13 protein-coding genes are annotated in these 15153 nt (G+C 62.8%); 6 read left to right on the top strand and 7 right to left on the bottom strand.

The window, feature by feature from the left end; translation table 11 throughout:
- On the top strand, positions 1 to 1203 hold the full coding sequence (locus ABIE20_RS06760; RefSeq protein ID WP_429503835.1) for a molybdopterin molybdotransferase MoeA: 1203 nt from the start codon (positions 1 to 3) through the stop codon (positions 1201 to 1203).
- On the opposite strand, the gene ABIE20_RS06755 is transcribed toward ABIE20_RS06760, so the two are convergent.
- Together ABIE20_RS06755 and ABIE20_RS06750 are read right to left on the bottom strand one after the other, a co-directional pair.
- Positions 1192 to 2439: a glycosyltransferase family 4 protein gene (locus ABIE20_RS06755; RefSeq protein ID WP_429503833.1), complete on the bottom strand. Its 1248-nt coding sequence runs from the start codon at positions 2437 to 2439 to the stop codon at positions 1192 to 1194. The genes ABIE20_RS06760 and ABIE20_RS06755 overlap by 12 nt on opposite strands.
- 64 nt (positions 2440 to 2503) lie before the next feature.
- Entirely contained in the window at positions 2504 to 3958 is a 1455-nt protein-coding gene (locus ABIE20_RS06750; RefSeq protein ID WP_429503831.1) for a mannose-1-phosphate guanylyltransferase/mannose-6-phosphate isomerase, read from the bottom strand.
- A gap of 279 nt (positions 3959 to 4237) precedes the next feature.
- On the opposite strand from ABIE20_RS06750, the gene yegS reads away from it, so the two are divergent.
- Positions 4238 to 5137 carry a lipid kinase YegS gene (gene yegS / locus ABIE20_RS06745; RefSeq protein WP_429503830.1) on the top strand — a complete coding sequence of 300 codons (900 nt, stop codon included), beginning with the start codon at positions 4238 to 4240 and terminating at the stop codon, positions 5135 to 5137.
- Here the strand turns inward: yegS and ABIE20_RS06740 are convergent.
- From ABIE20_RS06740 to ABIE20_RS06730, 3 genes are all read right to left on the bottom strand, one after another.
- A complete protein-coding gene (locus tag ABIE20_RS06740; protein WP_429503828.1) occupies positions 5121 to 5780 on the bottom strand; it encodes a response regulator in 660 nt (219 codons plus the stop codon). The genes yegS and ABIE20_RS06740 overlap by 17 nt on opposite strands.
- Positions 5777 to 6667, bottom strand: coding sequence for a sensor histidine kinase (locus ABIE20_RS06735; RefSeq protein WP_429504268.1), 891 nt, complete (start codon positions 6665 to 6667; stop codon positions 5777 to 5779). The genes ABIE20_RS06740 and ABIE20_RS06735 overlap by 4 nt, the downstream gene beginning before the upstream one ends.
- A gap of 437 nt (positions 6668 to 7104) precedes the next feature.
- Positions 7105 to 7632 (bottom strand): histidine kinase, encoded by a 528-nt coding sequence (locus ABIE20_RS06730; RefSeq protein ID WP_429503826.1) that lies wholly within the window; start codon positions 7630 to 7632, stop codon positions 7105 to 7107.
- A gap of 343 nt (positions 7633 to 7975) precedes the next feature.
- On the opposite strand from ABIE20_RS06730, the gene ABIE20_RS06725 reads away from it, so the two are divergent.
- Entirely contained in the window at positions 7976 to 8911 is a 936-nt protein-coding gene (locus ABIE20_RS06725) for a chemotaxis protein CheV (protein ID WP_123565444.1), read from the top strand.
- 43 nt (positions 8912 to 8954) lie between these two features.
- Positions 8955 to 9758: an MOSC domain-containing protein gene (locus ABIE20_RS06720; protein ID WP_429503824.1), complete on the top strand. Its 804-nt coding sequence runs from the start codon at positions 8955 to 8957 to the stop codon at positions 9756 to 9758.
- A 113-nt stretch (positions 9759 to 9871) separates the two neighbouring features.
- Here ABIE20_RS06720 and ABIE20_RS06715 read toward each other — a convergent pair whose 3' ends face one another.
- The gene (locus tag ABIE20_RS06715; RefSeq protein ID WP_429503822.1) at positions 9872 to 11800 is read right to left on the bottom strand and encodes a transglycosylase SLT domain-containing protein; all 1929 of its coding nucleotides are present in this window, start codon (positions 11798 to 11800) and stop codon (positions 9872 to 9874) included.
- Between the two features lie 221 nt (positions 11801 to 12021).
- Between ABIE20_RS06715 and ABIE20_RS06710 the strand changes: the two genes are divergently transcribed.
- Positions 12022 to 13941: an ATP-binding cassette domain-containing protein gene (locus ABIE20_RS06710; RefSeq protein ID WP_429503820.1), complete on the top strand. Its 1920-nt coding sequence runs from the start codon at positions 12022 to 12024 to the stop codon at positions 13939 to 13941.
- Between the two features lie 45 nt (positions 13942 to 13986).
- Here the strand turns inward: ABIE20_RS06710 and ABIE20_RS06705 are convergent, their stop codons facing one another.
- Positions 13987 to 14430, bottom strand: coding sequence for a universal stress protein (locus ABIE20_RS06705; protein ID WP_045194918.1), 444 nt, complete (start codon positions 14428 to 14430; stop codon positions 13987 to 13989).
- A 109-nt stretch (positions 14431 to 14539) separates the two neighbouring features.
- On the opposite strand from ABIE20_RS06705, the gene ABIE20_RS06700 reads away from it, so the two are divergent.
- On the top strand, positions 14540 to 14977 hold the full coding sequence (locus ABIE20_RS06700; protein WP_429503817.1) for a hypothetical protein: 438 nt from the start codon (positions 14540 to 14542) through the stop codon (positions 14975 to 14977).
- The last annotated feature ends 176 nt before the right edge of the window (positions 14978 to 15153 follow it).

Raw genomic sequence — 15153 nt, 5'->3', positions numbered from 1 at the left:
ATGCACGCACCATTGATGCCGGTCGAAGACGCCCTGGCAAAGCTGCTGGCGCTGGCCGAAGCCGCACCTATCAAAGACACCGAGCAGGTCGCCCTGGCTGTCGCCGAGGGCCGTGTACTGGCCCATGAACTGGTCTCGAGTCTGGACCTGCCACCTTGGCCCAACAGCGCCATGGACGGCTATGCACTGCGCCTGGCCGACTGGGCGGGCGAGCCGTTGCCGGTCAGCCAGCGAGTGTTCGCCGGGCATTCGCCCGAGCCGTTGCAGCCGGGTACCTGTGCGCGAATCTTCACCGGGGCGCCCGTGCCGTTGGGGGCTGATTGCGTCGAGATGCAGGAAAACGCCGAGGTACTGAACGATCAGCGTGTGCGCTTCACCGAGCCGCTGCGCGTGGGTCAGAACATTCGCCCACAAGGGCAGGAAACCCGCGTTGGCGAGGCGGTTTTGGCCGCTGGTACGCGGCTTGGGCCGATCGAGCTGGGCCTGGCGGCTTCCCTTGGTTGCGCCGAACTGACCGTGGTGCGGCGCGTCAAGGTCGCTGTGCTGTCGACCGGCGACGAACTGGTCGAGCCCGGCTTGCCCCTGGGCCCCAGGCAGATCTACAACAGCAACCGGCGTTTGCTCGGCAGCTGGCTGCAACGCCTGGGTTGCGAAGTGATCGACGCTGGCATCCTGGCCGACGACCTGGAAAAAACCCGCAATTGCCTGGCCGATTTGCAGGGCGTCGACCTGATTCTGTCCACCGGTGGTGTTTCGGTGGGCGAGGCGGACTACCTGGGTATCGCCCTGCGGGAAGAGGGCGAGCTGTCGCTGTGGAAGCTGGCAATCAAGCCCGGCAAGCCGCTGACCTTCGGGCATTACAAAGGCGTGCCGGTGATCGGCCTGCCGGGTAACCCGGCCTCGACCCTGGTGACCTTCGGCTTGCTGACCCGGCCTTACCTGCTGCGCCGCCAGGGCGTCGCTGAAGTCACGCCGCTGCAGTTCCCGGTACCTGCCGGGTTCGACTGGCCCAAAGCTGGTACCCGCCGCGAATATCTGCGCGGGCGCCTGGAGCAGGGCAGTGCGCTGATCTACAAGAACCAGAGTTCGGGCGTATTGCGCAGCGCCGCCTGGGCCGAGGGGCTGGTCGAAGTCCGTGAGGGCCAGACCCCGGGCAAGGGCGACATCGTGCAGTTCATTCCCTTGAGCGAGCTACTTGGTTGAGCGGCTGAGCAGGGTGCCGTCGATCAGCTCGGCACCGCTCGGCGCGCGCAGGCTGGGGCGCGCATGTACGCTTTCCAGCTGGGCAGCGGCGATGCTCCAGTCGTGGCGGCTGCAGACAAACTCCCGCGCCGCTTGCGACAGCTGGCGCAGGCGCCAGGGTTGATTGAGCAACTGGTTGATCATCAACGCCAACTGATCGCCATCGTCACTGGCCAGGTAATGCTCGCCCTGCGTCACCTGCAGGCCTGATACGCCCTTGGCGGTAGTCACAACGGGAAGCCCGGCGGCCATGGCTTCCAGTACCTTGATCTTCGATCCGCCGCCATAACGCAGCGGTGCAAAGAACATCGCCGAGTTGCGTTGCAGCTCGCGCAAGTCAGGCAGGTAGCCAATCCATTCGATCCGCGGGTCGGTCCAGCGCAGCTTCCAGCTGGGCGGCAAGGCGTGGCCTACCACTGCCAGGCGCACCGCCGGGTTGCTCAACCAGACTTGCGGCAGAATGTCCTCAAGTGCCCATTCGATCGCCTCAAGATTGGCGCCATACTCGAAGTTGCCGACAAACAGCAGGCGCTGGCTGCACAGCGACGGCTGGATGTCCTGGTAATGGGCGCAATCCACGCCATTGATCACTACCGAAACCGCAGCGCCAGTCGCCTGGCTGATGTGCTCGGCGTCCGTGGGGCTGACCGCTACGACTTCATGGGCCTGGCTGAGCACGCGGTTTTCCCAGCGCCGGTACCGCCAGCGATCAAAGGCATTGAAGGGCCGCAGCCACAACGGCAAGCGGTCGTGGCAGGCGGCGCCATTGACCGATTCGATATTGTGTTCGCTGAGCACGAACGGCAGGCCGCGCGCCTGCAGGGCTTTCTCGAAAGGCTGGAAGCTGTAGCTGTGCTCGATCTGGATGACATCCCAGGGCTCTTCCAGCAATTGCTCGAAACAGTGGCGCAGGTGCGGCGCCAGGCCATTGATGCTGGCCCGCATCGGGTAGCTGGCGTAGATCGCCGCCAGCAGGTTCAGCGGGCTGTGCAAGGGGCGCCTGGGCAGCACGATCAGGCGTTCGAGAAAGGGCTCCAGCGCCTGTCGTGCTGCCTCGCTGGGCGGGATTTTCGACTGCACCAGCAGGGTGATGCGATGACCGCGCTGCGCAAGGCTGCGCAGCAGGTGGTATTGCCGGGTTTTACCGCCGCTGGTGGTCGGCCAGGGCAGGTAGGGTAGTGTCCAGAGTACGCGCATGACCCCTTTCCTCTGTGTTCAGGCGGGTGACGGCATGCAGATAAAAATGGACGCGCCAGGGGGGTCAGCTTGCGGCTGGCTCCGGGGCGCGTCCATAGATATCAGTAAAGCGCACGATGTCATCCTCGCCCAGGTATTCGCCACTTTGTACTTCAATCATTACCAGATCGATTACCCCGGGATTGGTCAGGCGGTGCACCTGTCCGGGTTTGATGAAGGTCGATTCGTTGGTATCGAGCAGAAATTCCTCTTCACCGTTGGTCACGCAGGCCATGCCGCTGACTACGATCCAGTGCTCACTGCGATGATGGTGCATCTGCAGCGACAGCGAGGCCTCGGGGCGGACCATGATGCGCTTGATCTTGAACCGCGGGCCTTCCTCAAGCACGGTGTAGGTGCCCCACGGGCGGTTGACGGTGCGGTGCAGGCGGAACGCGTCGTGGCCCTGGCGCTTGAGCTGCTGGGCGATCACCTTGACCTCCTGGCTGCGCGCAGCATCGGCAATCAGCAGGGCGTCGGGGGTGTCGATGATGATCAGGTTGTCCAGGCCCACTGCGCCTACCAGGCGGCGTGGCGAGTCGATGTAGCAATTGTGCACGTCATGCAGCACGGTCTCGCCGGTGCAGCGGTTGCCCTGATGATCACCGGCCTTGAGCTCGCGTACCGCCTCCCAGCTGCCAATATCGCTCCAGCCCAGCTGGCTGGGCAGTACCGCGACCTGTTGCGAAACTTCCATTACCGCATAGTCGATGGAAATGTCCGGCACCTGGGCAAAGCTGTCCGGGTCCAGTTCCACCTGGCACTCGCGTGCGCCTTCCTTGCACGGGCTCAGGGCCAGGCAATGGTTGACCGCGGCCAGCAGCTGTGGAGCGTGCTGTTCAAGCTCGTGCAGGATGGCATCGACACGCATGCAGAACATTCCGGCGTTCCACAGGTGCTGACCGCCATCGAGGTATTGTTGAGCGGTGTCGCTGTCGGGCTTTTCGACAAAGCGGGCGACCTTGAAGCCATGGGCATCCAGGGCCTGGCCTTTTTCGATGTAGCCAAAACCGGTTTCGGCGCGGGTCGGCAGCAGGCCGAAGGTGGTCAGCCAGCCGTGGGCGGCCAGCGAGCGGGCCTGGCTGACGGCCTGGTCAAAGGCGTTGAGGTCGCTGATCAGGTGATCGGCCGGCAACACCAGCAATTGCGCATCTTCACCGTACAGCCGGGCGCAGTGCAGGGCGGCAGCGGCGATGGCTGCAGCAGTGTTGCGGCCAAAAGGTTCAAGGATGTAGTCCAGCGCCAGGTTGGCCTTGTTCAACTGGCGGAATTCGTCCTGGGTGCGGAAGAACACGTCGCGGTTGGTCACCGTCAGAACCCGCTCGACATCCGCCAGGCGGCTGGCACGGGCGAAGGTTTTTTGCAGCAGGCTCTGGCCGTCGGGCAGGCGCATGAACGGCTTGGGCATGGTTTCGCGTGAAACCGGCCACAGGCGGGTGCCGGCGCCGCCAGCGATGATGCAAGGGATCAGAACACTCATCTCACAGCCTCGAGTCAGGGCACTGCCTTGGCAGTGCGGCAAAAGTAAACAGAGCAACCTGGCAGGCTTTTGCGCAATGAGTCAATAAGATGACTTTTACCACCGGCATCGTCCATGAAAGCCAAATATTTGTCGAATGATGCCCCTCGGCGGCGTAGCTTTCAATGATATTTGTGTGAAGGGTGTGAGAATTACTGCTGAAACGTTATCTGAGATGCAGTAAAGGCAGGTCAGAAAAGGTCGAGATACTCAACGCTCACTACATGGGGGAACGCACACATGGCGCAGCAAAAGGCATTGATGATCCTGCATGGCAAGCAGGCCATGAACGAGGAGGTGCGCGCGGCTGTGGCCTCCCAGCGTGAGCGCGGCTGGCAACTGGACGTGCGCCTGACCTGGGAGGGTGGAGACGCCCAGCGCCTGGTTGAGGAGGCGCTGGCCGCCGGCTACCCGCACCTGGTGGCGGCGGGTGGCGATGGCACCTTGCGCGATGTCGCCGAAGCCATGGCGCGGGCGGGTAGCGAGGCGAGCCTGGTGTTGCTGGCGCTGGGCACTGCCAATGATTTTGCCAAGGCCGCCGGCGTGCCGCTGGAGCCGGCCCAGGCCCTGGCCTTGCTGGAGGTGCCGGCCCAGGCCATTGACCTGGGTGAGGTCGGCGGACAGGTGTTTCTGAACATGGCTACCGGCGGCTTCGGCAGCCAGGTTACCGCCAATACTTCCGAAGACCTGAAAAAGGTGTTGGGCGCGGCGGCCTACCTGTTCACTGGACTGTCGCGCTTCAGCGAGTTGCGCGCAGCGTCGGTCGAACTGCATGGCCCGGATTTCCAGTGGCAGGGCGAGTTGCTGGCGCTGGGTATCGGCAACGGTCGCCAGGCCGGAGGCGGGCATGCATTGTGCCCGCAGGCGCTGGTCGATGATGGCTTGCTCGATGTCAGCATTCTGCCAGCGCCCCAGGAAGTGGTCGGCACCTTGCGCGGCCTGCTCAGCGACGGCCTGGGGCTGGACAGCATGTTTGTCCGTGCGCGGCTGCCGTGGGTCGAAATCAAGAGCTCGCAAGGCCTGGACATCAATCTTGATGGCGAGCCGTTGCAGGGCGACAACCTGCGTTTTGAGGTACTGCCGGCAGCCTTGCGCGTGCACCTGCCGGCAGATTCGCCACTGCTCAGTCGTCGAGGCTGATGATCTGCTCGCGCACGGCAAACAGCACCAGGCCGGCGACGTCGTAAATCTGCAGGCGTTTCATGATCTGCGAGCGGTGGGTTTCCACGGTCTTGATGCTCAAGCCAAGGCCCTGGGCGATTTCCCGCGTCGATTTGCCGCGCACGATCAGGCGCAGGATTTCCAGCTGGCGAGCGGTGAGGTTGTGCTTTTCCGCCGTCTCCGGCTTGCTCGACTGGGCGCGCAGCAGGGCCTGGTTGATTACTGTGTGGGCAATCGCCGGGCTCAGGTAGCGCTCGTTGCCGCGCAGCGCGGCCAGCGCCTGCTCGAGCTCGGTGGCGGTGGTGTCCTTGAGCAGGTAGCCATGGGCACCGCTTTCCAGGGCTTGCATGATCAGCTCCGGGTCGGTGTGCATGGAGAGGATCAGCACCTTGCTGCGACAACCCATGGCGCGCAAGCGGGTCAGGGCATCCAGGCCGCTGGTGCAGCGCATGGAAATATCCAGCAGGACGATGTCCGGATCCAGTTGCATGACCAGTTCGGGCACCTGGCTGCCATCGCTGGCTTCGCCGATCACGGCGTAGCCGGGTATGTCGGACACCAGCGCGCGAACACCCGCGCGGATCAGAGAGTGGTCATCGACCAACAGCAATGTACAGGTCATGGGGCGTTACTTGTCTTGGCGCGTTCGAGGGTGCGCGCAGGCCAGGGGAACAGGGCGTCGATCTGGGTGCCCAGGCCGGGCTGGCTGTTGACCGACAGTGTGCCATTGAGCAGGCCGACGCGCTCGAGCATTCCGGCCATGCCGCGTTGGCCTTCATCGGCCGGGCTGCTGGCGGGCGAAAAGCCCAGGCCGTCATCACTGATCGACAGCGACAGGCCTTCCGGCTGGCGTTGAATGCGCACCACCAGGTTTTTCGCCTTGGCGTGGCGCAGGATGTTGGTCACCGCCTCCTGGGTGATGCGAAAGGCGGCAATTGCCATCTCTTCGGGCAGGCCGCCCAGGCGTTGGCGGCACTCCAGGCTCCAGTGCACATTGGTGTTTTCCAGGGTGCGCAGCAGGTGCGCGCGCAGGCTGGCTTCCAGGCCCAGGCTGGCCAGTTGCCTCGGGTTGAGAATGGCCGAGACATCGCGCACGTTGGCCAGGGTGTCGTCCAGGGTGCTGCGCAAGGTGCTGCATTGCTCCTGGAGTTCGGCCGGGACGCGGCGTTGCAGCCAGTCGGCCTGAAGCTTGGCGGCGGTCAGCAATTGACCGATATCGTCGTGCAGTTCGCGGCTCAGGCGCTGGCGTTCGCTCTCCTGCACCTTGAGCAGGCGGTCGGCCAGCTCTGCCGGGCGCAGGGCAATCGAGCGGGCCCACTGGCGCAGTTGCCAGGCAATGCTCAGCAGGGCAACCAATTGCAGGGCCAGGGCGGGGGCCGGCAGCGGTTGCTCAAGCAGGTACAAGACCAGGTTGACGGCGATCGAAGCCAGGCATAGCAGGGTGGTCGCCCAGCGCAACAGAGAGGCTCCGGGGCGCCAACGCTTGAATGTCTTGAGGCTTGAGAGCATAGAAAATGAAGCCACTGAAATACCGCTGTTGAAAGCCTTGCAAAGGTCGAACTAGAGGCTTTTGTCGAATTGCCTTCAATAACGTTTAAATGCCGGCGCTGGGGGGTACGGCGATGAAAGTCTGCGCGCGGTGTCTTGGCGAGCCGGCTAAGCTGCATGTGTTCATCAGCGCGCATGGTATCACTTCAAATACAATTGGTCGCGAACTCTGATAACTGACTGAATAGCCAGATTTTACGGGCTGGTACGACGGTTCCGATTGCCTTCGAATCTAGCACTTTGCCATCAGTTTGCAGAACAATAATTTTGCCCGAAATCAATTAAACGAAATGTTTGCGGCGGATAATTAGAGGCGCTGGGACATACACTAAGTTTGACCTTAGTGTGCACGCGTCAAGGGCTTGGTTATCTTCGCCAGGGCAGTGTTGTTATGTCCCTTAGTTGCCCCTGGTTGGCGAAGAAAGTGCAGTGACATGCGCGGCGCCAGGCGCAGTCAGTGAGGGGGCAGGGTGTTCGCAGGTGTGCCGGGTTTCGATGCACGAGGCGCAGGCCAGAGCGTCTTGCGGGGTCAGGGCGGTGGCCAGGGTATCGAGCAACTGCACCTGTTCCTCTGTATCCAGGCTCAGGCGGCCGGTGTGCGGATCGATCAGTTCCAGTTGCCAGGCTAGCAGGGTCAAGCAGCTTTCCAGGGCCTGCAGCGCTTCACCTTGCAGTGCCGGTTGGGCCTGCGCCGGTTCCAGCAATGCTTGTAACTGTTGGCTGTAGGTCGCGACCTCGACCAGGCCAAGGGCCTGCGCGCGCTCCACCAGGGTAGCCAGGGTATCGCTGAGGCAGTGACAGGCATCCGGATCGTTGTCGATCAGTTGCAGGTGCAGCAGGCATTCCTCTGCCTTGGTCAGCAGCACCTGAGCGTCGATCAGGAAATCCTGCAGGGCGCTGTTGTGCAGTGCGTCGTTAGCCATCATTTGGCTCCAGCGCGAAAGGCTGGAGCAGGGGCTGGCCACCATGAGGCGATCGCTGACAAAAGCCTGACTCCGTTCATGCAATGAGAATGGCGTCACATTAATGGCTAATGGATATTGCGAACATCAGGTCCCACCCGATTGTCACTAGGGGATTCCCTGATGCGGTGGTTTCGATACGACCCTTTGCGGGTGTTTGCGACAGCGGAGAGGTGAGCGCAGTAAAGCATGATGGTAAAATGACATCAATGGGCTGCGGAGCATTTTCTTCAAGGGGTCAAGCTCTGCGGCAAACGGCCGATACAGGGCCATTGGGATCATTTTCGACACACCTGGGGGCTCTTCGATGGCTGGCATTCTCGACACGGTAGACCAAAGAACGCAGCTGGTGGGCGAGAACCGCCTGGAAATCCTGATGTTCCGCCTGGCTGGCCGGCAACTGTTCGCGATCAACGTGTTCAAGGTCCAGGAAGTACTGCAGATGCCCAAGCTGACCCTGATGCCGCAGCGTCATGCCTACGTCTGCGGTGTGGTCAATCTGCGCGGTCAGACCCTGCCGGTGATCGACCTGTCCCAGGCCATCGGCATGCGCCCGCTGGAACCAGGCCCGGGCAGCACCATCATCGTCACCGAGTACAACCGTTCAGTGCAGGCCTTCCTGGTCGGCGGCGTCGACCGCATCGTCAACATGAACTGGGAGGCCATCATGCCGCCGCCGACCAGCGCCGGTCGCCAGCACTACCTGACGGCGATCAGCAAGGTCGACGAGCAATTGGTGGAGATCATCGACGTCGAAAAGGTCCTGGCGGAAATCGTCCCGTACAGCGCCAAGGTCTCGCGCGACAAGCTCGAAGACCCGGTGCTGGCACGTGCCCGCGGCCGTGAAGTATTGCTGGTCGACGACTCCACCGTGGCCCTGGCGCAGTTGCGCGACACCTTGTCGCAACTGGGGGTGAAGATGCACGTCGCCAGTGATGGCCTCAAGGCCTTGCGCATGCTCAAGGGCTGGGCCGATGCCGGCGAGGATGTCTGCGAGAAGCTGCTGATGGTCTTCACCGATGCCGAGATGCCGGAAATGGACGGTTACCGCCTGACCACCGAAATCCGCAACGACGCGCGCCTGCGCTCGCTATATGTAGTGCTGCACACTTCGCTGTCGGGCAGCTTCAACGAATCGATGGTGAAGAAAGTGGGCTGCGACAACTTCCTCTCCAAGTTCCAGCCCGACAAGCTGGTCGATGTCGTGCGTCAGCGACTGATGCTGGATGAAGCCACGGCCTGAGTCGGTATAAGCTAGGGTTTTAACCGACACAAGGCAGGTCACAATGCGTCTGAGTCAGTTGTACCGGTACCCGCTCAAATCAGCGCGCGGTGAGGCGCTGCAGACTTCCTCGCTGGATCTGTTGGGGTTGAGCGGGGACCGCCGCTGGTTGCTGGTGGAGCGCGACAACGGGCGCTTCCTGACCCAGCGCATGTACCCGCAGATGACCCAGCTGGCGGCGTTGCACAACGCCGATGGCAGCCTCACTCTCGAGGCGCCGGGCCACCCCGCGCTGCACGTGACCGTGCCCGAGCCCGAGAGCGACCTGCGCGGTATCACCATCTGGCGCGACACTTTTCGCGTACCGGATGCCGGCGATGCGGCCGCGCAGTGGCTCAGTGCGTTCATCGGCAAGGACGTGCGCCTGGTCTACGTGCCTGATCAGCGTGCGCGCTACCTGCCCAGTGGTTATGGCCTGAACAGCGACCGTGTGGCGTTCGCCGACGGTTTTCCCTTGCTGCTGATAGGCCAGGCATCGCTGGATGACCTGGTAGCGAAGGTCGGGCGGCCGCTGGAGATGCTGCGCTTTCGTCCCAATCTGGTGGTGGAGGGCAGTGCTGCCTTTGCCGAGGATGGCTGGAAGCGTATCCGTATCGGCGAGGTCGAGTTCCGGGTGCTCAAGCCCTGCGAGCGCTGCATCATGACCACCATCGACCCGCAGACCGGCGAGCGCAGCCCGGACCGCGAACCCTTGGCGACCTTGCGCACCTACCGGCAGAAGGAAGGCGATGTGCTGTTTGGCCAGAACCTGGTGGCCGATGGGGTGGGGAGGCTTGAGGTGGGGATGGACGTGACGGTGCTGGAGTAGCCTGGCAAGGCTTTGCCTTGCATCGCTGGCAACGCCAGCCCCCACAGGTATTGCACTATCCCTGAGAACTCTGGCAAACCTGTGGGGGCCGGCCTTGCCGGCGATGGCATCAATCACTGATCGTCAAAATACCGCTCATGCCAATCCACCAGCGGCTGCGGTGAATTGAGCTTCTGCCCGTAGATCACCGAATACGACAGCACGTTCTGTACGTACTGGCGCGTTTCGTCGAACGGAATCGACTCGACCCACACATCGAAACTCAGGTGATCGGCACCGCGCAGCCACTGGCGTACACGGCCGGGGCCGGCGTTATAGGCGGCGGAGGCGAGCACGCGGTTGCCGTTGAACTGGCTGTGTACCTGGCTCAGGTAGGCGGCGCCCAGCTGGATGTTCTTGTCCGGGTTGAACACCTGCGCCGGCGAGGCCAGCGGGATGCTGAACTTGCGTGCGGTCTCCTTGGCGGTAGCCGGCATCAACTGCATCAAGCCACTGGCGCCGACGCTGGAGCGGGCGTCGTCCATGAATGCGCTTTCCTGGCGGGTAATGGCAAACACCCAGCTCGAATGCAGGCCGCGCACCTTGGCTTCACGTACCAGGGTGTCGCGATGGGCCATCGGGAAGCGGATATCCAGGTCGTCCCAGTACTTGGCCTGGCTGATGGTGCGAATGGCCGGGAAATACCAGCGCATGTCGTAGGCCAGCTTGGCCTGGGCGACCATCTCGTCACGGCTGAAGTGGCGGCTGACGTGGTACCACTCGCGGCGACCGTCGACGATCTGCCCGCGGGCGTGGAATTCCAGGGCGCGCTTGACGCCCGGGGTATTGCGCACCTTGTTGATCAACTGCTGGCTCAGTACCAGCGGCTTGTTGTTCAACTGGTACGGCGTCTGCGAGCGGTCGGCGGCGAGGAAGCCGTAGAAGTCGCGCTCTCGGGCCACGGTCTTGTACAGCAGTGGGATCTGCGGGTTCTTCGGCTGCGCAAGCTCCAGGCTGCGCGCCTGCCAGTAGCGCCAGCGGTTGCTGCTGGCCAGGTCTTGCGGCAGGCGCTTGGTCAGCTCGTAGGCATCTTCCCAGCGGCCCAGGCGCAGCAGCAGGCGCAGGCGCCATTCGGTGACGGTGTTGTCACGTAGCTCCGGATCGTAGCGGGTCATCAGGTCCAGCGCCCGCGGGTCGTAGCGACGCGCCAGGGTCAGGCCGATTTCACGGGCGATGGCGACCTTTTCGTCGCGGGAGAAATGCATGCGGTTGGCGTAGTCGTCGAGCAGGCTCATGGCCCGCTCCGGGTCCTGGCGGGCCAGGCGGCGCAAGCCGAGGCTGACCACGTCGGACATCGCTTCGTTGACCGGGCTGAAGCGCCCGGGCTGGTTGAGCAGCTCGGGTTTTTGCGCCACGTCGATCAGCAGGCGGCCTTGCGGTGCCAGGGTGTTGAGGCTTTTGACCAGGGTGTTGGCCAGCGCATAGTTGCGGGTTTGTGCCGCCAGCTTGGCGCGCTCCCAGCGTTTTTGCTCGGTCAACTGGCCTTCGGCAGCCCAGCGTTCAAACAGGGCATCGCAGGCGGCCGGTTGCGACTTGCCGACCAGCCAGAGTTTTTCGGCGCTGGCGTAGCCTTCGGCGCGCTGGCCATGGCTGAGCTGGTACTGGCCGTTAAGGCAGTCCAGTTCGGTGAAATTCAATTTCGGATCGTAGTACTTGCTGAAGGTCGCCCAATCACCACGCTCGGCCAGCCAGCGCAACCAGCGCAGCTTCATCCAGTTGGCCTGGGGCAGGTCGCCGTGGGCGGCGAGGAATTTCTCGATTTCGTCGTTACTGGCGGATTTCAGCCGCGCGGTCAGTTCGTCGTAGGCCAGGTAAGGCGTCAACGGATAATCGCGCAGGGCATCGGCATAACGCAGGTAGGGGCCCTTGTCGCCCTTGGCCAGGGCGCGCTTGGCTTCATCGTAGAATTGACGTTGCTGGGTGATGTCGCTGGCCTGGGCAACACCCACTGCCGAGGCAGTGAGAAGCAGGCTGGATACTAGGCAGAACAGGCGGCTGCGCATGAGACTTCCGGGCAGTTTGACCATGAAAAGTGACGGCGAAGCCAGCACGTTTGGAGTTGCATTGCCTTAGCTTAGCCGGTTGCCGCAGGCGGATGAAAGCATTGTGCTTGTATCTGGTTGTAAAGAAGCGGCCTGTCGTCGGAAGGTACTGTAGGACGCGCTGCTTAATGTGAAGCCGGCCCAAGTCGGGTAGAATGCGCGCCCGGTTTTTGGAGAAGATCATGACCCTGCTCAAATTAAGCGATGTGTCCCTTGCGTTCGGCGCCACGCCGTTGTTGGACAAGGTGTCCTGGCAGATCGCCCGTGGTGAGCGGGTGTGCATCATCGGCCGCAACGGCACTGGCAAGTCGAGCATGCTGCGCCTGGTCAAGGGCGATCAGAAGCCTGATGAAGGCGATGTCTGGCGTGCCCCTGGGCTGAAGATCGGCGAGCTGCCGCAAGAATTGCCGGTGGCCGACGGCCGTACCGTGTTCGACGTGGTGGCCGAAGGCCTCGACGGCGTCGGCGCCTTGCTGGCCGAATACCACCACCTGAGCCAGAACATCCATACCGATGCCGACCTGGAAAAACTCATGCACGTCCAGCACGACCTCGAGTCGCGCGATGGCTGGCGCTTGCAGCAACTGGTCGACAGCACCCTGAGCCGCCTGCAACTGCCGGCCGACAAGACCCTGGCCGAGCTTTCCGGTGGCTGGCGCCGCCGCGTGCTGCTGGCCCAGGCGCTGGTGTCCGAGCCCGACCTGCTGCTGCTCGACGAACCGACCAACCACCTGGACATCGGCGCCATCGCCTGGCTTGAAGATGCCCTCAGCGGTTTTGGCGGCGCCGTGCTGTTCATCACCCACGACCGTTCCTTCCTGCAGAACCTGGCCACGCGCATCCTCGAACTGGACCGTGGCGGCCTGATCGACTGGAACGGCGACTACGCAAGCTTCCTGGTGCACAAGGAAGCGGCGCTGGCGGCCGAAGAAACCGCCAACGCCCTGTTCGACAAGAAGCTGGCCCAGGAAGAGGTGTGGATCCGCCAGGGCATCAAGGCCCGGCGTACCCGTAACGAAGGCCGCGTGCGCGCCCTCAAGGCCCTGCGCGTCGAGCGCAGCGAACGCCGCGAGCGTCAGGGCAAGGCCAACATCATGCTCGATGTCGCGGAGAAATCCGGTAAGCAGGTGATGGTCCTGGAAAACGTCAGCTTCAGCCACCCTAACGGCCCGCAGCTGGTCAAGGACTTCTCCATGGTCCTGCAGCGCGAAGACCGCATCGGCCTGCTCGGCGCCAACGGCACCGGCAAGACCACCCTGCTCAAGCTGATGCTCGGTGACCTTGAGCCTACCAGCGGCAAGGTCGAGTCCGGCACACGCCTGGAAGTCGCTTATTTCGATCAGTTGCGCCATCAACTGGACCTGGAAAAGACCGTCATCGACAACCTCGCCGAAGGTCGCGATTTCATCGACATCGATGGCCAGAGCCGTCATGTATTGAGCTACCTGGGCGACTTCCTGTTCAGCCCGCAGCGTGCCCGGACTCCGGTCAAGGCCCTGTCCGGCGGTGAGCGTGCGCGCCTGCTGCTGGCCAAATTGTTCAGCAAGCCGGCCAACCTGCTGGTACTCGACGAACCGACCAACGACCTCGACGTCGAGACCCTCGAGCTGCTCGAAGAAGTGCTGTCGGCGTTCAAGGGTACCGTGCTGATGGTCAGCCACGACCGGGCCTTCCTCGACAACGTGGTCACCAGCACCCTGGTGTTCGAAGGCGAGGGCAAGGTGCGCGAGTACGTCGGTGGCTACCAGGACTGGATCCGCCAGGGCGGTTCGCCGAAGCTGCTCGGTGTGACCGAGAGCAAGTCGGGCAAGTCCGAGCTCAACACTGCGGTGGTCGAGGCCGTAGCGCCGGCGCCAGTGGCGGCACCAGCGGCAGAAGCGCCAAAGAAAAAGCTCAGCTACAAGCTGCAACGCGAGCTGGAAGCCTTGCCGGGCCAGATCGACGCACTGGAGCAGAAGATGGCGGCGGTGCAGGAAGAGATTGCTGCCCCGGCCTTCTATCAGCGCCCGATCGAGCAGACCAGTGCCGTACTGGCGAGCCTGGAGAAAATGCAGGGCGAACTGGACGTGCTGGTCGAGCGCTGGGCTGAGCTCGACAGCTAAGGGGCAGGGCCCGGCGCATGAATGGGCGCCGGGCCTGCCTGAGGCTTACTCGGCTTTTTTCTGCAGGCGTACCGCCAGCACATCGCACGGTGCGCCATGCAGCACGTCATTGGCGGTCGAGCCCAGCAGCAAGGCCAGGCCGTGGCGGCCATGGCTGCCGACCACGATCAGGTCGCATTTTTGCTCCTTGGCCAACTGGTGGATCTCCTGGCGCGGCTGGCCGTAGGTCAGGTGCGAGTCTCCGCGATTGATGTCCGGGTACTTGTTGTACAGGCGCTCCATGCGCTCCTTGGCCTGGTCGAACTGTTGCTGTTGCAGTTGCGACAGGTCCATTGGCACGTCGCCGCCAAAGGCCATGGCCATGGGTTCGACGATGTGTACCAGGGAGACCTTGGCGCGGGTGGGTTCAGCCAGCTTCATGGCGCGCTTGATGACCGGGTCGCATTCTTCGGTCAGGTCGACGGCAACCAGTATGTGTTCGTAGGGCATGAGAAGCTCTCCTGACAGTCGCGATAGTTAAAGTATGGTCGGTTTCAGGCTGATCGCTTTGAACCACGGCTAACCAGCTCATTTGCAAAGCTTTATGGGAACAACAGATATGACGGTCTGGGTAGTGGTGTCAATCCTTGCGCTGATTCTCAGCCCTTTGGCCTGGCTGCGCCCTTCGCGCAAGCAGAGCGGCCAGATGGCCCTGCGCATGGAGGCCCGGCGCATGGGCCTGGCCATGCAACTGACGCCCCAGGAGTGGCCGCACTGGTTGCCCAAGGAGCCGCCAAGCCCCTGTGCGCAGTACCTGCGGCCAAGGCGTCAGGGCCGCAGCGACAGCTGGTGCTACTGGCAGACCACCCCCGGCGTGTGGCTCAACCAGTGGCGCGAGCCGTGCACCGATGCCGTGCATGCCGAGCAATTGGCACGCTTGCCGGAGAGTGTCTACAAGGTCGAGGCGGGCCCGCAAATGGTTGCCCTGTACTGGGGTGAGCGCGGTGAAACGGCTGTATTGCAGGATATTGCCGAGGTCCTCAAGGCGTTGGCCTGATCATCATCAATAAAAAGCCCGATTCACAGATCGGGCGGACAGGCCAGGCAGGCCGGCATAAGGTTCAATCCCTCCCAGTGTAGCCATCTCGCGGCTATCTGCTGCACATCCCCAGTCTTTTTTCGCGTTGATCGATAGTCACGGCGTGTAAGCCATTAACCACTATTGCGCCACTG

The sequence above is a fragment of the Pseudomonas sp. 2835 genome (assembly GCF_050435905.1).
In the GTDB taxonomy this organism is placed as follows: domain Bacteria; phylum Pseudomonadota; class Gammaproteobacteria; order Pseudomonadales; family Pseudomonadaceae; genus Aquipseudomonas.
Note: the sequence above shows the minus strand (reverse complement) of the source record. Positions and strands in the feature narration are given on the sequence as shown.